We start from the raw sequence: 25,216 nt of genomic DNA on the forward strand, positions 1-25,216 counted from the left end.
GTTATCTAATATAAAATAAAGATGCGAAAACCTTGCGAATAGCAAGGTTTTTTCTTATCTAATTTGAAAGATTACGAAAGTAAGTAGGAGGATATATAGTTGGTAAAATTATTGAAGCATTTATCAAATTATAAGTGGCTTATTTTGGGCATTTTTGGACTCATCTTTATCCAGTCGATGGCAGAACTCTTTTTGCCTACATTAATGGCGGATATTATTGATAAAGGAGTCGTTGTCGGAAATATTGCTTATATTTGGAAAATAGGCGGCTATATGCTGGTTGTTTCAGCATTAAGCGGAATAGCTTCCATATTTGCGAGCTTCTATTCAGCTAAAGCTGCGGTAGGATTAGGTCGGGATATTCGGCGAAAAGTATTTACCCATATTGAACAATTTACGCTTCAAGAAATTGATCAAGTAGGCACGGCGTCGCTCATTACGAGAACGACCAATGACATCACACAGGTGCAACAAGTCGTGATTATGGCGCTTCGGATGGTTGCTAGTGCACCAATCATGCTGGTAGGTGGAATCATTATGGCAGTTTCAAAGGATGCCAAATTATCACTCGTTATTTGCGTTTCGATTCCGGTATTAGTCGGCGGTGTCTTACTCATCTTTTACAAAGCAATGCCGCTTTTTAAAATGGTCCAAAAACGGCTTGACCGCTTAAATTTAGTGTTACGTGAAAATTTAACAGGCATTCGTGTGATTCGCGCGTTTAATCGAGAAACCCAAGAAAAAGCTCGCCTTACGAAAGCTAGTCTTGAGTTGATGAATGTCTCCATCATGGTCAATAAGGTGATGGCATTTATGATGCCCGTGATTATGCTTGTAATGAACATGACTGTCGTTGCGGTGATTTGGTTTGGTGGGATTCGTATTGATAACGGTGCGATGCAGATTGGCGATTTAATGGCATTCATCCAATATGTCATGTTAAGTATGTTCGCTCTTGTTATGGCATCTATCATGTTTGTTATGGTTCCAAGGGCTTCAGTTTCCGCAAATAGGATCAATGAAGTGCTTGAGATGACTCCAGCATTCCTTGATAAGGGTACATTACCGATTAACCGGGAGCGAGGGGCGCTTGAATTTGATCATGTAACTTTCGGTTATCCAGGGGCAGAAAAACCCGCATTGGCCGATGTTAGTTTTACTGCTCGTCGTGGTGAAACAACAGCTATTATTGGTGGAACAGGCTCTGGTAAATCAACACTGGTCCATTTGATACCTCGCTTTTACGATATTTCAAGCGGTGCAATCCGTTTAAACGGGATTGATCTTCGCGAGGCAGCACAAATGGACATACGTTCGAAAATAGGCTTTGTTCCCCAGAAAGCGCTTCTATTTACCGGAACAATTGCCGACAACATCCGCTTTGGGAAAGAAAATGCGACAGAGGATGAAGTTAAACATGCCGCACAGATTGCACAAGCATCAGATTTTATAGAGAACATGAAAGACGGCTATTTCTCCCAAGTTGAACAAGGGGGAGCTAATTTATCAGGGGGTCAAAAACAAAGATTGTCAATTGCCAGGGCCCTTGTCAGGAAACCGGATCTCTATATATTTGACGATAGTTTTTCCGCACTTGATTATAAGACGGATGCAAAGCTTCGCGCTGCATTGAAGGAAGAAATAAAGGAGGCTATCGTGCTTATTGTTGCCCAGCGTGTTAGTACCGTTAGAGATGCTGATCAAATTATTGTATTGGACAACGGGAGGATTGTTGGCAAAGGGACCCACGAAGCGCTTTTAAAAACAAATGAAGTTTACCGTGAAATTGTCGAGTCACAGCTTTCAGAGGAGGAGATCGCATGACCAGGCACAATAAAGCCAAAGCGCTTCAGCCTGTTGGAAAGCAAATGTCACCAGGTCCTGACGGTGGTAAGCATTTGATGATGGGCCGCCAAAAGGCAAAGGATTTTAAAGGAACATTGATACGACTTTTAACATATTTAAAACCGCGTCAACTTCAATTAGTAGCTGTTTTCTTCACTGCCATCTTGAGTACTGTCTTCATGATTATCGGTCCAAAAATGACAGGTAACGCCATTACGGTTTTATTTGAAGGACTTTATGGCAAAATGAAAGGCATTCCTGGTGCTGCAGTGGATTTCGGTGAAATTGGCCAGATACTAATTACCCTAATTGGATTGTACCTTTTTAGCAGTCTATTTAGCTTTTTACAGCAGTATATAATGGCAAATGTTGCCCAAAAAACGGTTTTTGATTTACGAGAAGCCGTTAATAAAAAACTTGAAAAGCTGCCGCTTAAATATTTTGATGGACGCCCAAATGGAGAAACACTTAGTCGAGTAACAAATGACATTGATACAATCGGGAGCACGCTTCAGCAAAGCTTAACACAATTTATCACTTCTATTGTGACAATTATTGGAATTCTAATCATGATGTTAACCATTAGTCCAATTTTGACATTGATTACCTTCCTTAGTTTACCAATTTCAATATTTGGGATCCGGCCGATATTAAAGAAATCGCAAAAATATTTTGTTTTTCAGCAACAGACACTTGGCCGTTTGAACAGCCATATCGAAGAAATGTATACAGGTCATCAGGTTGTTAAAGCATTTAGTTATGAAAAAAAATCGGCTGCCAAGTTTAACGAAATTAATGACCAATTATACGAGGTTGGAAGGAAGGCCCAATTTATTTCCGGAATTATTATGCCAATCATGTTCTTCATTGGTAATTTAAGTTATGTGGTAATCTGTGTTGTAGGTGGTTTTTTAGTAACAAATCGCTCGATTACAATCGGTGATATCCAAGCCTTTATCACCTATTCAAAGCAATTTACACAACCGATTACGCAAACTGCTAATATTGCGAATATTATTCAGTCTACAATCGCTGCGGCTGAACGGGTTTTTGAACTTTTGGACGAGGAAGAGGAGGTCAATGTGCTAACAACCACTACGCTAGCCAAAGCGATAGGGGCAGTTACGTTCGAGCATGTCGATTTTGGCTATGGAGAAGACCTTTTGATTCAGGATATGAACATTCATGTTTTACCTGGACAAACTGTTGCGATTGTAGGTCCGACCGGTGCAGGAAAAACAACGATGATAAATCTGTTAATGCGTTTTTACGAAGTTAAGGGGGGAGCTATTAAGATTGATGGGATTGATACAAAGGATCTGTCGCGAAGTGAACTAAGAAAGACATTCGGTATGGTGCTTCAGGATACATGGCTATTCAATGGAACGATTAAGGAAAATTTGGCTTATGGTAAAGTAGGGGCCACTGACCAAGAAATTTTTGAAGCTGCTCGCATTGCACATGCCGATGCATTTATTAGGACGCTGCCAGATGGATATGACACAATCCTAAATGAGGAGGCGTCGAACCTCTCCCAAGGACAAAAACAGCTATTAACAATTGCTAGAGCAGTCATTGCGGACCCTCCTATCATGATTTTGGATGAAGCGACCTCCAGTGTTGACACGAGAACAGAAGTCTTAATTCAACAGGCGATGAAACGTTTGTTAGAGGGGCGGACAAGCTTTGTCATTGCCCACCGGTTGTCAACCATTCTAGATGCTGATTTAATTCTAGTTATGAATCAAGGAAGAGTGATAGAGCAAGGAACACATGAGGAATTATTAGAGGCGAATGGGTTTTACGCAGATCTTTATAACAGTCAGTTTTCCAAAAAAGAGGTCGGATAATTTTTACTCTACCTTTTGCACATGATAACATTAACCAAAAAGCTACTATGAAGCAAAGCATGCTTCATAAAGGAGTCAGAATGACTTATGGATGAAATATTAGAAAAATACTATATCAAGGCTGTTGATAGGGCTAAAACAATGGCTTTGAAAGATATCGATCAATATTTGGAGACGAAAGAGACACCACCATCCTTTGAACAGTATCTAAGGGAAAGAGGAGCCTATATTGCCCAAATCTGGTTAAACGCTTGGATTAATACGACAGCTAGTCAAGCGTCGCTTCGCGAAAAAACTGCTTTACTTTCGAATAAAGGCTTTGAAGTCAAGGGTATGAAAAGAAAGTTATTAAATCAAACGTTTCGAAATGAAATTCGTGATGTAGAGCCCTTTGCTATAGATAGCTGGATGAACCAGAAATTTGCAGACAAAGAAGAAGTATGGAATGAAAAATATAAAGAGGCAAGAGAAGATTATATTCAGCGGAAAGCACTTGAAATGGAACGTGAAACAAAAAGGAAAACGTTTTTAAAGCTGGAATACCATATTGAACAATTGCTAAATGAATATTATGAAGAACTGTATCTATACATTCGTTATTTAGTTGGTAGCTACCTGGCGATTGAGCTCGAACAGAAGGGGTATGATACGAAAGCAAGTAATCTCACCTTTTCGTCTTATATAGATCATGAACGGGAGTATGCCTATACCAGTTATCGCTATGGGGAAGACATAGGTGAAAAATATGAAAATCTGGTAATCACTTCATTATTTGACTTTAGCCCCAACTGGTTGAAAAATCATTTGCCTGCTTCCATAGTAGAAAACTATGCAGCAACGTTTGGCGAAGCTTTGTCTAGTAAAAATTTGAATGAAGCGGCTGAAGATTTGCTTTATGAAGTAGGGGATGAAATTTTTTCGGATTTGCTGGGGGATTACGTAGCCGACCTTAGTAAGTTAATTGATATACCGTTTGATGTTGAGAAGCATCGTGAGATTTTTTATCAGGATCGGCTGGAAAGGGAACGGAAAGAGACTGAAGAACGGGAAGAAATCAAGCGGCGCAAAGAAGAAGAGAAGCGCATGTTGGAAGATATTTTTGGCATGGAGTATCATCCACCTCTCGGTCGCAATATTCATTATATCGTACATGTTGGTGAAACGAATACCGGGAAAACGTTTCAAGCAATTGAAAGTATGAAAGCAGTGAGTAGCGGAATTTACTTGGCGCCACTCCGGTTATTGGCGCTCGAAATTTATGACAAATTAAATGAAGAAGGCGTTCCATGCAATTTAAAAACTGGTGAAGAGGAGAAACTTGTTCCAGGTGCCAATCACTTCGCTTGTACGGTCGAGATGTTTCATGAGAAGGATTATTATGATGTGGTCGTAATTGATGAAGCACAAATGTTGGCCGATAAAGACCGCGGATTCTCTTGGTATAAGGCGATAACAAAAGCAAATGCAAAAGAAGTACATATCATTTGTAGTTTCAATGCAAAAGAAATGATTATTGAGCTTCTTGGCGAGTCCCATATTGATGTATTTGAATATCAACGTGAAATCCCGCTCGAGGTGGAACAGCATTCGTTTCATTTGAACGATACACGAAAAGGGGATGCGCTTGTTTGTTTTTCTAGAAGAAAAGTGCTTGAAACGGCCTCGGAATTGCAAAGAAACGGTCGTCAAGCCAGTATGATATACGGTAGCATGCCGCCAGAAACAAGAAAAAAACAAATGCAGCGATTTATCAAAGGAGAAACAAACGTCATTGTTGCCACAGATGCAATTGGAATGGGCTTAAATTTACCGATTCGGCGCATTATTTTCTTGGAAAATGAGAAATTTGACGGCACACGCAGGAGGCGCCTTAGCTCACAAGAAGTAAAGCAAATTGCCGGACGAGCAGGTCGTAAAGGGATTTATGATGTTGGCAAGGTGGCATTTTTTAATGATTCAAAAACGATGGGTCGCTTGTTGGAACAAGAGGATGCACCTCTGCAAGGCTTTGCAATCGCTCCAACTAGTGGCGTCCTAGAAAAATTCCAGAAATATTCCCGTAATCTCCGTCTGTTTTTTTACCTCTGGGACAAATTCAAAACACCCGAAGGAACGAAAAAAGCGACGCTAAGTGAGGAAAAATTGTTATATGAGATGATAGAAGATACGATGATAGAGGCAAAGTTATCTCTCGCCGAACTTTATGGTTTTTTACATTTGCCTTTTTCAACAAATGAGCCATCGTTACGATTGCAGTGGAAACAAAAGCTGGAAGCAATTGTAGAAGGAGAAGATCTTCCTGATCCACTCATTAAAGATTCCGGACTTGAGGAACTGGAGCTTTCATATAAATCGATTGGGCTCCATTTATTATTTTTATATAAATTAGGTCAGGTTACAGAAGCTGGGTACTGGGAAAGAGTTCGCGAAGACATTAGCAATAAAATCCACGAACAATTAAAAAGTGGAGTCAAATTGCTTAAAAGAACTTGTAAAAGCTGCGGCAAAATTTTACCCGCCGCTTTTAGATTCAACATCTGTGATGAGTGTTTTAAGGAGAAACGCCAAAGGAAGTATAAGGACTTTGAGTGGGAATAGTGATGCTATAATTGTAAATGCCCTTGGAGATTGATTCTGGGCATTTTTTTATTTTTGTTACATAAATTCTTAGGGATAGAGTTTTGTCATTTTTGGAGTTGATAAAACGATGCAAACCTTTATGAAAATCTTAGAGGCCGTACAAGGTGCCACTAGCAGGTGCATATTAGCTACGATTATTGAAATTGACGGGTCAGCCTACCTACGAGAAGGCACTACTATGCTGATTGAAGAAAACGGCCATACAGTTGGTATGATTTCGCCTGGATGTTTAGAGGAAGATCTTTTGTTACGATGTAAAGAAATTTATGATTCCCAGCGCCCCCAGACCCTCGTGTATGACTTGCGTAGCATCGATGATCTAGGATGGGGGCAAGGGATGGGCTGTAATGGTGTAGTAAGAGTATTGGTTGAACCGGTAACGGAAAAATTAAAAAATGATTTACTTTCCGTTAAAACGGCTTTAGAAAAGGGAAATCCTGTTGTTCATAAAAAAGAATTTACTGACGATTTCACATTCATAAACTATTCCTTTGACATTGTTCATAGCTTTAACAAAAATAACCTGAAGGCTTATGCTCTTCAACGCACGAATGAAGGATTTACGTACAATGCTTTGTTTACTCCACCGCCTGTACTAATCATTTTCGGTGCAGGTAGGGATGCGAAACCATTGGTGTCATTAGCTTCCCGTCTTGGGTTTATTGTTAGACTTTGCGACTGGAGACCTGCTCTCTGTAATGAAACCCAATTTCCAACGGCCAATCAATATATCATCGGATCTCCTCATCAAATTATCCATTCACTAGAAATTTCAAAAAATGATTTTGTCGTCATTATGAGCCATAGCTTTGCCAAGGACCAGGAATTTTTCGCTTTCTTACATGACCTTGATATTCGTTATATTGGTATTTTAGGGTCAAAAGATAGAACCAGCTGCCTTTTAAGCGGTGAGCATAAACAAAAGAATGTATTTTCTCCAATCGGCCTTTCAATTGGTGCCCAAGGTCCTGAAGAAATTGCTGTTAGCATCATGGCCGAAATTCTAAAAGAATATCGACAGCCTGGTGGGAGGTAGAATGACAAATAAGCAAAATATTATCGGCATTTATCTAGCCGCTGGTAAAAGTTCAAGAATGGGCAGAAATAAATTGCTCATGCCTTTTGGTAATGATCTGTTGGGAATTTACCCACTGCAAGCTGCAGTACAGTCAAATCTTGATTGTATCATCGTAGTAATCAATGATGACATGACGAATGATGCACCAAAAGATACCACACAAACTATAATAGGACGCCTCTCCAATTTTTCAAACAAAATTACGGTTGTTCAATGCCCTGATTCAAAAAAAGGGCTTTCCTATTCTCTAAATTTCGGCATCACAGCGACACAGGCCATGAACCCCGATGGTGTCATTGTCCTTTTAGCAGACCAACCCTTTATTCATAAAAATATGTTGAATCAACTGATTGACATATTTGCCAAAGAAAAAGTCGATTATGTTGCATCTAGTTTTCAAGAGATAATAAGACCGCCAATCCTGATTGGAAAACGGTTTTTTTCGCTTATAAAACGGTTAAGAGGAGATGAAGGTGCCAAAAAATTGCTCGTAGAACATCCTCATTTGCAAGGAAAAATCATTCATTATGAAGATGAAATGCTTTTTTACGATATTGATACACCGGAAGACTATAAGTTTCTTTTAAGACAGAAAGGGGGGAAACCACTTGAATATTATTGGGAAAGGAGTACCCCGTAAAGATTCCGAGGAGAAAGTGACAGGATTTGCAAAATATACAGCTGATTACGAGACAAAAGATATGCTACATGCACGTCTATTAATTAGCCCTTATGCCCATGCCGCAATTAGGCATGTTGACATTACAGAAGCTGAAAATATCCCTGGGGTTCGAGCTGTTATAAGAGGGGAAAATCTGCCGCTTACAGGAGAGGAAATGAGGGACCGGCCCATTGTAGCGACTGACCGGGTTCGCTTCCATGGGGAAGTTGTCGCCATCGTTGTTGCCGATACAACCGCAATTGCAAGACGCGGGGTTGAGGCGATAAAGGTCCAATACGAACTACTTCCAGTTGTTAATTCTCCATCTGAAGCGATAAAGGCTGATGCCCCGCTCTTACATCCCAGGCTTGGAGACTATGAAAGAATTCATGAAGTTTATCCTGTACCAGGTACAAATATTGCAACTTGGACAAAAATTAGAAAAGGGAATCGAGAAAAAGGCTGGAGCGAAAGTGAAGTATTTATAGAAGAAAAATTTGCTTTCAACCCATCAGATCATGCCGCCATGGAAACAAGAAGTTCCATTGCCCAAATTTACCCAGATGGTATGGTTGAAATTACAACCTCAACGCAAGCACCTTTTATGATTAAGAGATTAATAGCTCAATATTTTGATTTAAAACCAGGAAATATTAGAGTCATAACGCCCTTAGTTGGCGGGGCTTTCGGCGGCAAAGCCTCTACACAGCTGGAGTTATTAGCCTATGTTGCTTCAAAAGCAGTGAACGGAAGAGTAGTGAAAATCATAAATACTCGTGAAGAAGATATGCTAACCTCCCCTGGGCATGTCGGTATTGAGGCTACGATCAAACTTGGCTGTACGAGAGAGGGCATGCTTAAGCTTGCCGATATTATTTATTTATGGGATGGCGGCGCCTATTCTGATAAATCAATTGATTTAAGCCGGGCCGGGGCGGTAGACTGTACGGGTCCCTATAATATTGAGAACATTTGCTGCGATTCGTTTTGTATGTATACGAATCACCCATATCCGGCACCTTTTCGCGGCTTTAGCCATTCAGAAGTGCTTTTTGCCTTTGAAAGGGCAATGGACGTACTTGCCAACAAACTTGGTATGGACCCACTTGAATTTCGTTATAAAAACTCCATTTTGCCAGGTCATTCTACGCCTACTCAATTTGTTTTAAATTCTAATACAGTTGGTGATCTACCAAGCTGTATTAGCAAATTAAAAGAATTAATGAATTGGGAGGATGGGCAAGTCTTTGACCTTGGAAATAACCGCGTAAGGGCTAAAGGAGTTGCTTGTGTATGGAAGACTTCAACGATAGACCCTGATGCCACATCAGGTGTTATTTTAATCTATAACGAGGATGGCAGTATCAATCTCATGTCTGGTGTTGTTGAGATTGGGACGGGGACGAAAACGGTGCTTGCCCAAATTTTAGCTGAAAAACTAAAAATGGAAATTAAGGATATCCATGTACAAATGACAGTTGATACGTTAAATACGCCGGAACATTGGAAAACAGTCGCCAGTCGGGCCGTATTAATGGCTGGAAGAGCAGTGCTGGCGGCAGCGGATGATGTGATTCGGCAGTTGAAAAATATTGCTGCCTGTGTTTTGCGTGCACGCGAGGATGATTTAGAAGTCGGCTATGGGAAAGTTTTTATAAAAGAAGACCCAAACAAATATATTCCGATTAAGGATATTGCTTATGGCTATAGGTACCCAAATGGCAATTCAATCGGCGGTCAAATTATCGGCAGAGGCAACTACATTTTAAGGGGGATTACTTTTTTAGACAAAGAAACCGGAGCTGGAAAACCGGGACCTGAATGGACAGTCGGTGCGCAAGGGGTAGAGATTGAACTGGATTTGAGGGAATATAGATATAAAATTAGGAAGGCAGTCTCCGTGTTTGATATCGGCAAGGTGTTGAATGAAAAGACAGCGGTTGGGCAAGTCAAGGGTGCGATGAGCATGGGCTTATCATTTGCTGGAAGGGAGACTTTTTACTTTGATGCAGTAGGCAGGGTTTTAAATCCGCAGTTACGGACCTATCGCCCAATCCGTTTCGGCGAGCATCCAAAATATGAAGTAGCTTTTGTGGAAATTCCTCATATTGATGGTCCATATGGAGCAAGAGGAATCGGAGAGCATGGTTTACTCGGGATGCCAGCAGCCCTTGGAAATGCCCTTACCACTGCATTATCAGTCAATATAAACAACTTGCCGATTATACCTGAATTGTTATGGAAGTTGAAAGAAGGCGGATGATGGAAGAGGTGAGAAAATGCCGTCAGCTAACATAGAATACTATAAACCGGAAACCATCAAAGAGGCAGTAGAATTATTTATTGCTTTACAGGGTGAAAACAAAAGCCCCCTTTATTATTCTGGGGGAACGGAGATCATAACATTGCGTCGCGTAGATCTAATTGAAACGAGAGCGCTAATAGACATTAAAGGTATAAAAGAAGCTTTTGCATACGAGTTTCATAATGGTTTTTTAATCCTTGGCACTGCGCTACCGCTTACGTATATTGAGGAAAAAAATCTATTTCCGCTTTTAACGCAAACGTCGATTGGAATTGCAGACCATACGGCCAGAAATAAAATCACGCTTGGCGGAAATTTATGTGGACAAATTTTTTATCGAGAAGCAGTTTTGCCTTTTCTCCTCTGCGATAGTACGGTTATTATCGCGGGAAGGGATGACATTCAAGCCGTTCCGATTGCGGAGGTTTTTGAGCAATCCTTTCAGCTTGAAGAAGGGCAGCTCCTTCTTCAACTCCTCACTGAGCAGAAATATGTAAATCTACCATTTATGAGCATCAAAAAACGTCAGCAATGGGAGACGGGATATCCACTACTAACAGTTGCTTCTATTAAAGTGGATCATCAATACCGCTTTGCTTTTAGCGGCCTTTGCCCATTTCCGTTTCGCTCCAAAACCATGGAGAATGTATTAAATGCCTCCAACATGGCTTTTGAAGAAAGAATCAATAAATCTCTAGGGTTTATTCCGGGGCCTATCCTCGATGATGTTGAGGGTTCAAAGGAATATCGATTATTTGTCCTTAGGAATACATTGGAGGAAATCTTTTTAGAAATGGAGGGGAGATAGTGGCACAGCCGCACTCTAATAAGCTAAGTGTCTCTCTAAATATAAATGGTGAAATTCACCAAGTCGAAATTCGACCCACGGAGACACTCCTTCAAGTTCTTCGGAGGGAGCTCTCCTTAACAGGACCCAAACCTGGTTGTCTAAACGGTGACTGTGGTGCCTGTTCTGTCATCATAAATGGGAATGTATATAAGTCATGTATTATGCTTGCCATTGAGGCGATTGATGAAAAAATTATAACCATTGAAGGTCTTAAGAATACTCCAATCCAACAAGCATTTATTGACCACTTTGCTTTTCAATGCGGCTATTGCACCTCAGGATTTATTATGAATTGCCACGCACTTTTGCTGAATCATCCCGAACCTACCTATGAGATCATGAAAGAATGGCTTTCCTCTAATATTTGTCGCTGCACCTGCTATGAGGAAATCGAGGCGGCTGTTCGGTCAGTAATTGAATGTAGAAAGGAAGTAAATTAAAAAACCCCTGTCGTCGCATTGACAGGGGTTCTTACCATCTATACTTGTTCAGTTTTATCTCGGATAATAACCGCCTTGCCCATGATGCCATCCATAGCCAGGATAATAGCCACCGTGTCCATGGTGATATCCATAGCCAGGGTAATATCCGCCATGGCCATGGTGATATCCGTAGCCTGGATAGTATCCGCCATGTCCATAGTGATAGCCGCCATACCCAGGATAGCCGATTCCAGGACCGTACCCCATAGGGCTCATTTGGAAGCCAAGTCTTTCTAAATCTGCGTAATCTACGTAATCTTCAATATACTCTCTTTCCATATTATAATCTCCTCCTTGAATTGGTACAATTTAATGTATGTAGGCAAATACAAATGGGTGTAGATTATAGCCCATTATTAGAAAGAGTACAGGTAAAGAAATTGTACATCTATTCTAGATATGTCTATAATATTTAAGGAATTAGTTGATTTTATAGTTGCATTCGTTTGGAGAGGAAGATTACAAATATATGGAGGAACTACAACGTAAATCCGGTCATCAAGAAGGGAAAGCAGTAGGGAAAATATGGACACGAGATTTTGTTTTTATTCTAGTTGCCAACTTTTTTGTGTTTTTGGGATTTCAGATGACATTACCGACAATCCCACTTTTTGTGGAGCATTTAGGGGGAAATGATCAATTAATCGGGTATGTTGTGGGGATCTTTACGTTCTCAGCCTTGCTGCTTCGGCCCTTTGCTGGCCATGCTCTCGAATCAAAGGGCAGGGGTTTTGTTTATTTACTTGGGCTATCGATTTTTGTTCTTTCTGTCGGGTCATACGCATTTGCAATGGGCATTCTTTTTCTATTTATTATGCGTATCATTCAAGGGGTTGGCTGGGGCTTTTCAACAACCGCCTCCGGGACCATTGCCACCGATTTAATACCTCCCAAAAGACGTGGGGAGGGAATGGGCTATTTTGGTTTATCAGGGAATGTTGCGATGGCAATGGGACCTTCATTGGGTCTTTTATTAACATCCAAACTAACGTTCAATGTCTTTTTCTTAATTTGTGCCGGCTGCGGTTTAGTTGCATTTGCTATTGCATCACAAATAAAATACAAAAAAGTTGAACAAAAACCAGTCAGTCAAACATCTACTAAATTTGATTTTTATGAGAAAACAGCATTGCAGCCGTCCATACTTTTGTTTTTTATAACCGTCACTTTCGGGGGAATTGCTACCTTCCTGCCATTGTATACTTTAGAAAACCATATCGCTGGAATCCAATGGTACTTCTTGTTGTATGCTATTGGGTTATTGGTGACGCGCTTGTTTTCCGGACAATTATTTGATAGGAAAGGGCATATAGCGGTTATTATTCCGGGCATGCTGTTAATCTTTATTGCTATGCTCCTTTTGGTTTGGCTACCTAATTCTAGTATATTGTTTCTAGCTGCGATACTATATGGTTTAGGCTTTGGTAGTATCCAACCTGCCCTTCAGGCGATGGCTATTGATAAAACTTCAATGGATCGGAAAGGGATGGCAAATGCTACATTCTTCTCTTTTTTCGATTTTGGTATTGGAGTAGGAGCAATGGCGTTTGGACAAATCAGCCATTTTCTCGGGTATCAAAGTATTTATATCGCATCAAGTATCTCCGTTTTTATTTCGATGGTTCTTTACCTTTTCTTTGTAATGAAAAAAACACTATGAATTTTAATACAACAGCCAAATTCCTGAATAAGCAGGTATTTGGCTTATTTATTTATAAAATAGATTGAATTTTCCGAAAAAATACTTGATATTTAAATTTCTACCCGGTAGAATAAGGACAATTAATCCTGGTCAAAGAGTTCTTGCTGTACCGAAGCTCCCAAATGGAGGGTTTTCAGAATGGGGCATTGTTATTCCCTGAAAAAGTGAAAGAAGCCCATAGAAACTCGAAAAACCTGGGGTAAATTAATTGTGCGTCCTTACCATTAATTTGTTGCACAAAAATAATCTGAAAAGAGGAGGAAACCATATGAGCAAATTGGTAGAAGTAAATGAAAAGGACCAAGTTGGTTATATCGTGTTGAATCGTCCAGAAAAGTTAAATTCACTTTCAAAGGAGTTAGTTGAACAAGTCATTGCTTGTCTTGACGAACATTCCAAAAACCCTGATGTAAAGGTCATTATATTATCTGGTGCAGGGAAAGGGTTTTGCGCTGGTGGAGATATTCAATCTATGCAACAACTAACAAGTGCTACAGAAGCAGCTAGCTGGGTGGAATTTGCATCTGGATTAACCAAAAAAATAATGGAGCTTGATAAATATGTGATTGCTGCTGTTCATGGCTATGCAGCAGGAGCTGGCTTTAGTATCGCACTAGCATCAGATTTTATTATAGCTAGTCAAGATGCTAAATTTGCCCTTAGCTTCACAAATGTAGGATTAATACCGGATCTTGGTTTAATAAAAACACTATCTGAAAGACTTTCGCCTGCCCTAGCCAAAGAATGGATTTCTTCTGGTAGGGTAGCAACTGCTAGTGAGGCACAATCCTACGGAATTATTAATCGCGTCGTGGAGGGAGATGTAGTAGAAGCGGCAAGGGAATTTGCGGGATTTATCGTAAATGGGCCATTGGTTGCCAACAAGTATGTGAAGTATCTTGTTAATAATGTACCAAGCCTTAACAGTGATGCAGCCTTTATGCAGGAAAACATGATTCAGACAGTACTGCTGCAAAGTGCTGACCATAAAGAAGGTATTAAAGCTTTCTTTGAAAAGCGGAAACCAGATTTTAAAGGCTTATAGTTTGTAAAAAATAGGATAATCATCCTTTTTTAAAGTAGAAAATGAATAGTAAAAGATTGTTAGGAGGAAAAACAATGAATGATGTTTATATTGTAGATGGTGCACGAATGGTGATTGAACATGTCTAAATTACCATTAATTATTGCGCCGATGTTTTTAGTTTCAACTCCTAAAATGGTAATCGAAGCAGGAAAATCAGGAGCCATCGGCTCTTTTCCACTATTAAATGCCCGTCCGGTAGAAGTTTGTGCAGAATGGATGGAACGGATCAAAAAAGAATTGGGAGACACTTCTTGGGCCGTTAACTTTATTTGCCATAAGCAGTCTAACACACGCTATGAAGATGATCTTCGATTAATTGAAAAGTATCAGCCTCCCATTGTTATTACTTCGCTAGGTAAACCTACTGAAGCGATTGAGATTGTGCACCGTTATGGTGGTCTCGTATATTCAGATGTTGCAACGATTGAGCATGCAAAAAAAGCGGCCCAGTCTGGAGTTGATGGGCTAATCCTTGTTTCTGCAGGTGCAGGCGGACATGGAGGAATGTTAAATCCTTTCGCTTTTATCAATGCTGTAAAAGATTTTTATGATGGGACGATTATCCTGTCAGGTGGAATGACAACAGGAAGAGATATTGCTGCTGCAAAAATGATGGGTGCAGATTATGCATATATGGGTACCCGGTTTATCCCAGCGAAGGAAAGCGGTGCCGGCGAGGAATATAAACAGATGGTGATTGCAGCATCAAGCAGCGATATCATCTATACCAACGCCTTCAGTGGAGTCCATGCAAATCTTTTGATTCCAAGCCTACTTAAACAAGGCATTGATCCAAAATCTTTAAAATCAAAAGACGACATAGACTTTTCGCACTTAGTCAATGTGAAGGTATGGCGGGACATATGGTCTGCAGGACACGGAGTTACATCGGTCGTAAAGCAAGAAACAATGAAAGAAATTATTGATCAATTGCAGGCAGAATATGATGAGGGGGTATGCTACATGGAGGAGAAAAAATGATAACAGAATTAAATTGGATAAAAATTGAAGATTTTCTCCGAACACAAAAAATGGTCTTACCTGATTCACCTCTAGAGATAGAACAATTTTCAGCTGGATATTCAAATTTGACCTATTTTATTCGAATGGGAGACTGGAAGGCTGTTTTAAGAAGACCACCATTTGGTCCAATACCACCAAAGGCTCATGATATGAAGAGGGAATTCAAAATATTGCAAAGATTAAATTCGGTTTTTCCACTTGCACCTAAGCCTTATCTCTATTGTGAGGACCCAAATATTATGGATCGCCATTTTTACATCATGGAAAAGAAAGATGGGATTGTCATTGATGAAGCGATGCCGGAAGAATTTAAAGTAATTCCAGAGTCCGGTTACTTCATTTCAAAAGCTGTCGTTACCACCCTTACACAGTTACATGAAGTTGATTTTAAAAAAGCAGGACTTGAAACATTGGGCTATCCAGAAGGCTTTTTAAGTCGCCAGGTTCATGGTTGGATAAAAAGATACAACAATGCCAAAACAGATGAAATTGCAGGTGTTGAAGAACTTGAAAAATGGCTGATTGACAATATTCCTACTTCACCACCAGCATCGATTGTCCATTGCGACTATAAGTTGAATAATATGATGTTTGCTAATTGTAACCCCGGCGAAATTATAGGTTTATTTGATTGGGAATTAAGTACACTTGGTGACCCATTAACGGATGTTGGTGCGATGCTTGCCTACTGGGAACAAGAAGGCGATCCATATACAGGGCTTACATCTGTTTCAAAAGAATCCCAATTTGGATTTGCCTCTAGAAGGGAATTGCTCGAGATGTATGCAACGCAAAGCGGAAGGGATGTCAGCAAGATTGATTATTATTTGGCATTTGCTTTTTACAAGATTGCGGGGATCCTTCAGCAAATCTACTATCGTTGGAAAATGGGCGAGGCCAAAGATGAACGATTTGGTAAATTAGGTCAAGGAGTTATCAACCTGATGGAGTTATCACTAAGGGCTCGTAAAAAAGAAATTTTATAACAAAAAGAAATACATGATTGGAGGGCATGTCAGGTGCAGAAAATGACCCCAGCTTTTTTCGACAATTTACATGTTGGCGATGAATAAGGTTGAAGGAAGGGCTCTGCACCAATCTGCAGGGCCCTCATACAAGAAATAAACCACATAAAATATATAATACAGTTGCAATTACTCCTCCAATGGCCGATAACTTTAATTTAAAGCGGGCATAATCTACTAATTCCATGTCTAGAATCGAAGCTGTTGTAATCGTTGTATCACCTAATGGTGAAGTTAATGCACCAAACGCACCGCTTGCGAAAACAGCTCCGACGGTCAGTGGAATGGAGGCATCGGTGGAAACAGCTAAGGCAACTCCCAAAGGCATAAACAACCCCCATGTACCCCAGGATGATCCAATAAAATAACCGACAATCGAGCCAATTAAAAAGATTGTTGCCGGCACCATGGAAGCTGGTAAGAAGGAACCTAATGAAGAACTAACAAATTCTGAAAACCCCAGGTCCTCCGCCGCTAATGTCAGTGCCCAGATTAAAATAAGGAGGCTAATCGCCTGCATCATTTGATTTCCACCATCATAAAAATGATACATCATTTCGTTCAGTGGTTGCTTTCGCAATATGTAAAAAATAAATGTAAAAATGAGCGTAATGAAGACAGCCAATAACATCATAAAAGTGGCATCGGCCATCGAAAACGCTTCAAATATCGTATTTGCCCCTTTATCTGTACCATCTTTCCATAAAAGAAGTAGTGAAAGACCTAAAAGCAAAAAGACCGGTATAATTAAGTGCCATGGCTGTGCCTTTACCAATGAAAGTTCCTTGGTAATACAGCTGCGGTGAAATTCATGCTCTTCATCTTCTATTTGATCAGAGTCAATTTTTTTGTTTTCAGAACCTTTTTTTCGAGAAGGCCAAAAGGTCTGTCCAATTCCTATTAGTAACATGACAATCGCAAAAAAGTTAAATAGAATGCTTAATAAAAAAATTTGATAGGGTGACATTCCGAGATTAAGCCCTTTAATATTGCCTTCGACAAGTGAAACCATAAACCCGACAAAAGCTGTTGCTACCGGCAAAAGAACAATTACAGACTCTGTCGAAATGTCCATCGTCATGCCGACCTTTTGCTTGGAAAGATTCATTCTTTTGATTAGTGTTTTAATGATTGGACCAATCATCATAATTCGAAACATTGGCATCATAAATGTAAAAGGCAACGTAAGCCAGATCAGACTCAAAATGCCGCGCTCGGTCTTAATTTTTGCTCCAATCCATTCTGAAAGGCCCTTTATGCCACCGGAAATATTCATCATTCCGATTAATCCACCAAATAAATAAAGAAAACTAATGATTTTCATATTCGTTTCATCAGACAATGTCGTAATCATGTAAGCAACTGATTGCTGTGTTCCAGTCACTATATCAGAAGAAACGATGATAGCCCCAACAAGAAGGCCTACAACGAGACCAGGTAAAATATCCCTTAACCAAATTGACATCGAAATCACGATTAAAAATGGCAACAGAGAATACCAGGTATGATCCATAGACATTCCCCCTATATATTTAGTATGTCTATGGACTGTTAGCATTATTACCATCAGTTAGAAACAGAAAATTTCACCGATTTTTAATCCTCGTTATTTTCAGGCTGGAGCCACTTTTGATCTTTAAAGCCTTGTGGTTTGTTGGCAGGGTCAGAAAAACGTTCCTCTTGCCAAGGATTTGCTCCCATTGTGTAGCCGCGATTTTCCCAAAAGCCAGCTTTGTCCTCTTTTAGAAATTCAATTCCTGATACCCATTTGCTGCCTTTCCATAAATAGAAAGAGGCAGGCGGAATATAACGGAGTGGATAGCCATGTTTAGGGGAAATATCTTGCCAATCATGGTTTTTGTCACTCCAACGATAAACAAAAAGAGAATCATCACTTAATAGGGCATCCAACGGGAGATTAGCAGAGTATCCAAACCAGTCTCCATCTAAATATCCATAAATTTTTACAAACTTAACATCTGGGTCAATTTCTACTAGATTTAAAAATTCTCGGAAGGAAATCCCTTTAAAGGTAGTATCAAATTTAGACCAAGTAGTAACACAATGCATATCAAGGGTTGAAACTGTTTTTGGAAGACTCATAACATCTTTAAAGGATAAAATTACTTCATTTTTTACGGCACCAAATAGCTTAAAGTGCCATGTTTCTTCATTGAATTGATACACATCCCCTTGATGGAGAAGAGGCCATTTGTCTGTTTTCAATTGTCCTGGTGGTAATGTTTTTGTCATACTTTTCACCTCACTAGTTAGATTCTGTTAACGAATCGCGAAATGTTTCACGGGCAAACAGGGTACAAACAATACTTATAACACCGAGTGCAACTAAATAAATACTAATTGGCCAACTTGAACCGTCGAATTTTGCGAGCAGGGCGGTTGCTATCATTGGGGAGAAGCCACCGGCGAGAATTGCTCCTATTTGATAGCCGATTGATGCACCACTTAAACGGACCTTTGTTCCAAAGAGTTCAGCGTAGTAAACTGCTTGGGGTCCATAAACGGCATCGTGCAGAACATTCAACCCTAGAATGATTCCAATTGTAATCAAAAGGACTGATCCTGTATTCATTAACCAGAAAAATGGAACCACAAATAATGTAGAAGCAATTACACCGAAAAGATAGACTGGTTTCCGTCCAATTTTATCAGATAAATAAGACCAAAACGGCATTGTAGCAAAACCAACAACAGACGAGATCATGACGGCATTAAGTCCAACGGAACGATCCATGCCAAGTGTGCTTACAATATAAGTGAGCACAAATACAGAATAAATATAAAATACCGCATTTTGAAGTAATTTCATCCCAATAGTCAGGATTAACGGTTTCTTTTGCTCTCGTATAACGGTAAGAACAGGACGCTCTTCCTGTTGTTTTTTTGCTACAGCCTCAAGGAAAACAGGTGATTCACTAACTTTTAAACGTACATACAGTCCAAATAAAACTAATACAGCGCTGCAAAGAAATGGAATCCGCCATCCCCATTGTGTGAAAGCTTCATTTGACATACTATTCGTTGTGAGTGAGAATGCTAGCGTTGATAATAATAGTCCTGCAGGCACTCCCATTTGTGGAAAACTTCCAAAAAGGCCTCTTTTACCACGCGGTGCATGTTCGACTGACATGACGACCGCGGAGCCCCATTCCCCGCCAACAGCAAATCCTTGAACAATCCTAAGAACGCTGATTAAGATTGGTGCTAATAGTCCGACAGATTGATAGGAAGGGAGAAAGCCCATTAAGAACGTCGATAAACCCATAAGAATGAGCGATAGGGTTAGCATTTTCTTGCGTCCAACCTTGTCGCCAAAATGTCCAAAAACCATACTTCCCAGCGGTCTCGCAATGAAACCTGCTGCATAAGAGGCAAACGCCGCAAGTGTTCCATAAAGCGGATCGAAAGTCGGGAAAAACAATGCCGGGAAAACGAGAGCAGCGGCCGTACCATAAAGGTAGAAATCATACCACTCAATTGTTGTTCCGATGAAGCTGGCCATCGCAACTTTTCGATGCTCCTTTGAGAAGCCTTTTTGTTCATTTTCAGTTTCATTGATAGAATAGGCTAAATTACTATTTGCCAATGCAAACACCTCCGATTTGTATTTAGTGAAACTACTTGTTTGGTGTCAATTATCCCGATTGGAATGGTTGGAATAATACTTAGAATCATTTATTGTTTTTTATGTTGTAATCATAATAAAACCCCCTCGTCAATAAGAAGAGGGGGTCCTCCTCTTATCTTCAGACATTAATTGTCTCAGGAATTAGCACCTTATCAATCATTGATTGATGGTTGCCGGACTTCATCGGGCCTGTCCCTCCGTCACTCTGGATAAGAGTATCTTTATTAAATTTTTGCCTATGGCATTAAATAAGGTAAACACTATGTTGATAATGGAATTATAGTAGAGTAGAAAAAGGTTGTCAATTGAATTTTTAATTAATTTAGAAATATTTATCAATTTACACTAAATTCAATACTTACAATTGAGTATTAATCGTTTAAATAGAAAGAAATGTTCAGATAATTCTATTTTAAAATATTTTTAGATTTGTCCACCCGAATACGGCAAAAATATGAGGCGTTTTTCGAGAGTTTCATTTATAATTTGAAATGTAGATAAGAAAAGCTAATGGAGGTGATAAAAATAAATTATAATTGTATACAGTACGATGAACTTTATGACGCTGGCCCAGATAGTTGTGGGGAATTAATTGTGAAATTATTCTTAAGAATGAAGAAAATGACGGAGGGCCAAGTGATTAAAGTAATTTCTTATGACTTAGGTGCAGTGGAAGATGTCCCGGCGTGGTGCCGTATGCAAGGTCATCAACTGCTTGCCATGGATGAAGAGGGTTTATTAACCACTAATTTTTATATTAAAAAATGTTAAGGGAGAGATTTTAGATGGCTAAACTTGCTGTAAGTATCACAAATGCAAAAAATAATACGGATTTATGTACATTAGGATTTGTTGTGGCAAATGCCTCTGTAGCGTCAGGTGTGGAAACAGTTGTATTTTTAAATTCTGAAGGGGCCTACCTTTCTGAGCGAGGCTATGCGGATGATATCCATGAAGAAGGATTTGCACCAATCAAGCAATTAATCGATTCATTTGTTGAAGCAGGCGGTACGATTTGGGTATGTTCACCATGCGTTAAGAAACGCGGCTTGGATGAAAGCAAACTGATTGAGGGTGCAAAAATTGTTGGGGGAGCAACATTAGTTGAATTTTTAGCTAACGGAGCAGCATGCATTACATACTAAGGAGTGAAGAAAATGATCATTCCGGAAGTGGATGGAATCTGTGATGGCGGCGATTTAGACTGTGGCTCTGGATTGTTGTTAATTATTAAAAAAAATATGGACCCGCTTAACATTGGCGGGATCCTTGAAATAAGAAGCAGGGAGGCATCGGTGGAAGGTGACTTGCCTGCTTGGTGCCGCATGGTGAAACATGAATTTTTAGGGATGGCGGATGCTGAAGGCGGCTATAAAAGATATTTTGTAAAAAAAGGCGGCGGAGAAGAAGAGCGGACATTGGAAGCGGACCTAGAAGCAGCAAAAGGCTACAAATGGACCGTACGTATTCAAGGTGAAAAAAATTTAACTGCCAAGGTTCATTCTCGAAATCATACCTTTTTAGTTGGTCAGCCTGCTGAATTTAGCCCCAAGGTGGAAGCGCCTAGTGCGATTGACTATTTTCTAAGTGCATTAGGTTCATGCTTAACAGTCGGCTTTAAAATGCAAGCTTCCAAGAAAAATATAATTATAGATGAATTTGAGGTTACATTAAAAGGACAACTGGATAATGTACTTTATCATATGGAACTAGAAGATGTGGGAAGCCCTAAAATTACAAAAATAACTGGGACCGTCTATGTTTCTTCACCGAGCGATGAGGATTTGCTCGAGAGGATTTGGGAGCAGACATTAGAAAGATCCCCAATCTATCAAACATTAAAGGATCAAATAGAGATAGACCTTAAGTTTTCGATTGTATATTAAGGTGAGAAAATAGTAATGAGGTGCATAAATCATGAACTTACCAATGTTTCCAACGACTGTCGTCGGTAGTTGGCCAAGAAAACGCGAGGTTCTTAGAGGCTTGCGTGATAAGCGGGAAGGGCGAATAACCGAGGAACAATTTAATGAAATTGCAGACAAGTCAGTATTAGAATGCCTCAATTACCAAGAAGAAGCTGGAATAGATATCGTGTCTGACGGCGAACAAAGACGTGATAATTTCATCTCGTTTGTTGCTGAAAAGATTGAGAATGTCAAAATGTTAACCGTTTCAGAACTATTAGACTACGTTGAAGATAAAGCTAGCTTCGAAGAAATCTTGGGTACGCTTGATGTGCCAGCCTTTTCATTAACGAACCCGGCGGCTGTTGGTAAAATCAAACGCAAGAAAGCCATTGCGGCAGATGAATTACGCTTTTTAAAACAGCACACAGCAAAACCGATAAAAGTTGCCATTCCGGGTCCATATTTATTATCGCGCTCGATGTGGATTGAAGGGCTTTCCCAGGGCGCTTATCCAACTAGAGAAGATTTGGCAGTAGATATTGTGAAGGTATTACGTGAGGAAATTGAGGAATTAATTGCTGAAGGAGCTTATTTTATTCAAATGGATGAGCCCGTATTAACGGAAATTGTCTTTACACAAAAGAATGCGAATCGCACCTTTATGTGCGGGGCTTTAACAGCGAAGGCAGATGCCGAAGATGAATTAAAATTTGCAACCTCACTCATCAATCAAGTTACTGAAGGCATGAGAGGTCGCGGCACGAAAATCGGTGTTCATGTCTGCCGTGGAAACTGGAGTACGGATGAATCCACATTATTACGTGGACCATATGACCCCGTTATGCCATATTTTAAACAAATGGATGTGGATCAGCTGATTTTAGAATTCGCAACGCCAAGAGCAGGCGAATTACACACATTAAACCAGCTAAACGGAAAAGATGTGGAGCTTGGTTTAGGTGTGGTCAACCCGAGAATTCCGCAAGTAGAAACGCCGGAGGATATCGTTGCTAGAGTAAAAGAAGCAACCAACTATATTCCAGCGGACAAGATTTTCTTAAATCCAGATTGCGGCTTTGGAACCTTTGCGCAACGACCAATGAACACGGAAGAAGCCGCGTTTAAGAAGTTGAAAATATTAGCAAAAGCGGCGGAAATGCTTAGGATATGATAATCAAAATAAACAATGCTTTACTTTTAAGAGGTCTGATTCTCATGAATATAACGGAATCAGCCTCTTTTCTTTGTGACAAGGTTCACAAAATATTCAATTATTTCGTTTATTTTATGCTAAAAGGTAGCTTTAATCATGCTAAAATGTATTTGTATTTCCATTAATTAGAAAAATTGGGAGGTTTTACAAATGGCATTAATGACTTGGAGTGAAACTTACGACGTAAACATTGATGAGGTAAATGATCAACATCAAGAGATTTTTCGACTGGTAAATGCATTACATGATTCATTATCTGAAGATCGGGCAGTCATTGCAGACAAACTGAATGCTTTAGTTGTGTATGTAGTTGAACACTTTGCAACTGAAGAAAAGTTAATGCAAGAAAACGAATTTCCAAACTATGCAGAACATAAAGCTGCACATGATGATTTAGTTTCAAAAGTTGCTGAGATTCAAGGCAAATTTAACGCAGGAGAAGTTGAGATAACCGAAGAAATTACTGCTTTCGTCCGTGATTGGCTATATCAACATATTCCAAATACAGATAAAAAGTATGGTCCATATTTAAATGAAAAGGGAGTTAAATAATAGATTTACTGCAGCTATTATAGAAAAATTATAATCTCAAAAAGGTAGAATTCAAATAGGCGATTCTACCTTTTTTAATGCATTGCTATAATAATTCCTTCGCTTCCAGCAAGTAAACCTCTTTCCGGAATAATAGAACCCGAAAATAATAGTGGTTTTCATCGTTACGAATCTACCTCCAACTGACCTATAAAAAATTACCAAAGCATCCTCTTTTTGTTATTGAGAATCCGAGCACTAAAGTTTGTTTCTATGTCTCGAATTGGTACTATGGTTTTGTATACTGAAATAGAAAGGACAATGTAAAATGGCAAATTTAAATATACCCGTATCAGTTCTTAACCTTGCTCCTATCCGTGAAGGGCAGGGGGCTAAAGAAGCTATTGATGCAATGGTTGATCTCGCACAAGCGACTGAAAAAATGGGCTATATCCGTTATTGGATTGCCGAGCATCATAACACTCCGACACTTGTAAGTTCAGCTACATCAATCTTAATCAAACATACATTGGAACATACAGAACATATTCGGGTCGGATCTGGTGGGGTCATGCTGCCAAACCATTCTCCGTTGGTCGTGGCAGAGCAATTTGGAACGATGGCAACGATCTATCCTGATCGTCTAGATTTAGGTCTTGGCCGGGCACCAGGGACAGATATGATGACTGCCAACGCTTTAAGGCGATCTAAAAACGATTCTGTCTTCACATTCCCAGAGGATGTTAAGGCTTTACTTACATATTTAGGACCTGAAGAACGGCAAGGATACGTTAGAGCCTATCCTGGTGTGAACACAAATATTCCAATTTATATTCTAGGGTCATCAACAGATTCTGCTTATTTAGCTGCAAGTTTAGGCTTACCCTATGTATTTGCTTCCCATTTTGCACCAAGATTTATGGAAGAAGCCATAGCAATTTACAGGAATCGATTCCAGCCATCGGCGTATTTAGACTCTCCTTATATGATTGTTTGTTTAAATGTGATTGCTTGTGAAAGCGATGAGGACGCCGTTATTGAATCGACAACGATGCAGCAATTTTTCTTAAATGTTGTTCGTGGTTCACGAATGCCGTTAAGCCCGCCGGTTGAAAATATGGTTGATATTTGGACTCCACAAGAAAAACAAATGGCAACTTCTATGTCCTGCGTTACTTTATTAGGAAGCAAGGATGCAATCCGTGAACAATTGACGGCCTTTCAAGAGAAGTATAATGTCGATGAAATTATGGCTGTGTCGTATATTTTTGACCGTAATAAACAAAAACGCTCATATGAAATTTTAAAAGAAGTAGTTGAAGGCAAATAGAAAACATTACTAAATAAAAGAAGTGGGATGAATCC

General features: G+C 39.7%; 22 protein-coding genes and 1 riboswitch. Of the genes, 18 read left to right on the forward strand and 4 right to left on the reverse strand.

All coding sequences use genetic code 11. The features are described 5' to 3' along the window. Window positions 1-99 precede the first annotated feature (99 nt). From ACNQFZ_RS00440 to ACNQFZ_RS00475, 8 genes are all read left to right on the forward strand, one after another. A complete protein-coding gene (locus ACNQFZ_RS00440; RefSeq protein ID WP_458413401.1) occupies window positions 100-1,824 on the forward strand; it encodes an ABC transporter ATP-binding protein in 1,725 nt (574 codons plus the stop codon). Beyond that, window positions 1,821-3,695 carry an ABC transporter ATP-binding protein gene (locus tag ACNQFZ_RS00445; RefSeq protein ID WP_458413402.1) on the forward strand — a complete coding sequence of 625 codons (1,875 nt, stop codon included), beginning with the start codon at window positions 1,821-1,823 and terminating at the stop codon, window positions 3,693-3,695. The genes ACNQFZ_RS00440 and ACNQFZ_RS00445 overlap by 4 nt, the downstream gene beginning before the upstream one ends. A gap of 87 nt (window positions 3,696-3,782) precedes the next feature. Next, on the forward strand, window positions 3,783-6,293 hold the full coding sequence (locus tag ACNQFZ_RS00450; protein ID WP_458413403.1) for a DEAD/DEAH box helicase: 2,511 nt from the start codon (window positions 3,783-3,785) through the stop codon (window positions 6,291-6,293). A gap of 109 nt (window positions 6,294-6,402) precedes the next feature. Beyond that, entirely contained in the window at window positions 6,403-7,371 is a 969-nt protein-coding gene (locus ACNQFZ_RS00455; RefSeq protein ID WP_458413404.1) for an XdhC family protein, read from the forward strand. Window position 7,372: 1 nt separating this feature from the next. Continuing rightward, window positions 7,373-8,053, forward strand: a complete 681-nt coding sequence (locus ACNQFZ_RS00460; protein ID WP_458413405.1) for an NTP transferase domain-containing protein — start codon at window positions 7,373-7,375, stop codon at window positions 8,051-8,053. After that, window positions 8,022-10,337: a xanthine dehydrogenase family protein molybdopterin-binding subunit gene (locus ACNQFZ_RS00465; RefSeq protein WP_458413406.1), complete on the forward strand. Its 2,316-nt coding sequence runs from the start codon at window positions 8,022-8,024 to the stop codon at window positions 10,335-10,337. Before ACNQFZ_RS00460 ends, ACNQFZ_RS00465 begins: the two co-directional genes overlap by 32 nt. Before the next feature lie 16 nt (window positions 10,338-10,353). Then, window positions 10,354-11,187 carry an FAD binding domain-containing protein gene (locus ACNQFZ_RS00470; protein ID WP_458413407.1) on the forward strand — a complete coding sequence of 278 codons (834 nt, stop codon included), beginning with the start codon at window positions 10,354-10,356 and terminating at the stop codon, window positions 11,185-11,187. Further along, complete coding sequence (locus tag ACNQFZ_RS00475) at window positions 11,187-11,669, forward strand: (2Fe-2S)-binding protein (protein ID WP_458413408.1); 483 nt, start codon at window positions 11,187-11,189, stop codon at window positions 11,667-11,669. Before ACNQFZ_RS00470 ends, ACNQFZ_RS00475 begins: the two co-directional genes overlap by 1 nt. A 54-nt stretch (window positions 11,670-11,723) precedes the next feature. Here ACNQFZ_RS00475 and ACNQFZ_RS00480 read toward each other — a convergent pair whose 3' ends face one another. Beyond that, window positions 11,724-11,990 (reverse strand): hypothetical protein, encoded by a 267-nt coding sequence (locus tag ACNQFZ_RS00480; protein WP_458413409.1) that lies wholly within the window; start codon window positions 11,988-11,990, stop codon window positions 11,724-11,726. 190 nt (window positions 11,991-12,180) lie between these two features. On the opposite strand from ACNQFZ_RS00480, the gene ACNQFZ_RS00485 reads away from it, so the two are divergent. From ACNQFZ_RS00485 to ACNQFZ_RS00500, 4 genes are all read left to right on the forward strand, one after another. Beyond that, window positions 12,181-13,371 (forward strand): MFS transporter, encoded by a 1,191-nt coding sequence (locus tag ACNQFZ_RS00485; protein ID WP_458413410.1) that lies wholly within the window; start codon window positions 12,181-12,183, stop codon window positions 13,369-13,371. A 310-nt stretch (window positions 13,372-13,681) separates the two neighbouring features. Continuing rightward, window positions 13,682-14,458, forward strand: a complete 777-nt coding sequence (locus ACNQFZ_RS00490; RefSeq protein WP_458413411.1) for an enoyl-CoA hydratase/isomerase family protein — start codon at window positions 13,682-13,684, stop codon at window positions 14,456-14,458. Between the two features lie 120 nt (window positions 14,459-14,578). Next, complete coding sequence (locus ACNQFZ_RS00495) at window positions 14,579-15,481, forward strand: NAD(P)H-dependent flavin oxidoreductase (RefSeq protein ID WP_458413412.1); 903 nt, start codon at window positions 14,579-14,581, stop codon at window positions 15,479-15,481. Beyond that, window positions 15,478-16,509, forward strand: a complete 1,032-nt coding sequence (locus ACNQFZ_RS00500; RefSeq protein WP_458413413.1) for a phosphotransferase family protein — start codon at window positions 15,478-15,480, stop codon at window positions 16,507-16,509. The genes ACNQFZ_RS00495 and ACNQFZ_RS00500 overlap by 4 nt, the downstream gene beginning before the upstream one ends. A gap of 124 nt (window positions 16,510-16,633) precedes the next feature. On the opposite strand, the gene ACNQFZ_RS00505 is transcribed toward ACNQFZ_RS00500, so the two are convergent. The 3 genes from ACNQFZ_RS00505 to ACNQFZ_RS00515 all read right to left on the reverse strand — a co-directional run bounded on the left by ACNQFZ_RS00505 (window position 16,634) and on the right by ACNQFZ_RS00515 (window position 20,155). Beyond that, a complete protein-coding gene (locus ACNQFZ_RS00505; RefSeq protein WP_458413414.1) occupies window positions 16,634-18,061 on the reverse strand; it encodes a Na+/H+ antiporter NhaC family protein in 1,428 nt (475 codons plus the stop codon). Between the two features lie 83 nt (window positions 18,062-18,144). Continuing rightward, window positions 18,145-18,801 carry a molybdopterin-dependent oxidoreductase gene (locus ACNQFZ_RS00510; protein ID WP_458413415.1) on the reverse strand — a complete coding sequence of 219 codons (657 nt, stop codon included), beginning with the start codon at window positions 18,799-18,801 and terminating at the stop codon, window positions 18,145-18,147. A 13-nt stretch (window positions 18,802-18,814) separates the two neighbouring features. Further along, window positions 18,815-20,155 carry an MFS transporter gene (locus ACNQFZ_RS00515; RefSeq protein ID WP_458413416.1) on the reverse strand — a complete coding sequence of 447 codons (1,341 nt, stop codon included), beginning with the start codon at window positions 20,153-20,155 and terminating at the stop codon, window positions 18,815-18,817. A gap of 151 nt (window positions 20,156-20,306) precedes the next feature. Further along, window positions 20,307-20,413: riboswitch (SAM riboswitch) on the reverse strand. A gap of 294 nt (window positions 20,414-20,707) precedes the next feature. On the opposite strand from ACNQFZ_RS00515, the gene ACNQFZ_RS00520 reads away from it, so the two are divergent. From ACNQFZ_RS00520 to ACNQFZ_RS00545, 6 genes are all read left to right on the forward strand, one after another. Beyond that, window positions 20,708-20,968 carry a sulfurtransferase TusA family protein gene (locus ACNQFZ_RS00520; RefSeq protein WP_458413417.1) on the forward strand — a complete coding sequence of 87 codons (261 nt, stop codon included), beginning with the start codon at window positions 20,708-20,710 and terminating at the stop codon, window positions 20,966-20,968. A gap of 14 nt (window positions 20,969-20,982) precedes the next feature. After that, window positions 20,983-21,342, forward strand: coding sequence for a DsrE family protein (locus ACNQFZ_RS00525; RefSeq protein WP_458413418.1), 360 nt, complete (start codon window positions 20,983-20,985; stop codon window positions 21,340-21,342). Window positions 21,343-21,354: 12 nt separating this feature from the next. Then, window positions 21,355-22,083 carry an OsmC family protein gene (locus tag ACNQFZ_RS00530; protein WP_458413419.1) on the forward strand — a complete coding sequence of 243 codons (729 nt, stop codon included), beginning with the start codon at window positions 21,355-21,357 and terminating at the stop codon, window positions 22,081-22,083. A gap of 31 nt (window positions 22,084-22,114) precedes the next feature. Continuing rightward, window positions 22,115-23,278: a vitamin-B12 independent methionine synthase gene (locus tag ACNQFZ_RS00535; RefSeq protein ID WP_458413420.1), complete on the forward strand. Its 1,164-nt coding sequence runs from the start codon at window positions 22,115-22,117 to the stop codon at window positions 23,276-23,278. A gap of 192 nt (window positions 23,279-23,470) precedes the next feature. Beyond that, a complete protein-coding gene (locus ACNQFZ_RS00540) occupies window positions 23,471-23,872 on the forward strand; it encodes a bacteriohemerythrin (RefSeq protein ID WP_458413421.1) in 402 nt (133 codons plus the stop codon). A 307-nt stretch (window positions 23,873-24,179) separates the two neighbouring features. Then, window positions 24,180-25,181, forward strand: coding sequence for an LLM class flavin-dependent oxidoreductase (locus ACNQFZ_RS00545; RefSeq protein ID WP_458413422.1), 1,002 nt, complete (start codon window positions 24,180-24,182; stop codon window positions 25,179-25,181). The last annotated feature ends 35 nt before the right edge of the window (window positions 25,182-25,216 follow it).

This window comes from Schinkia acidoalkalinis (genome assembly GCF_054301215.1).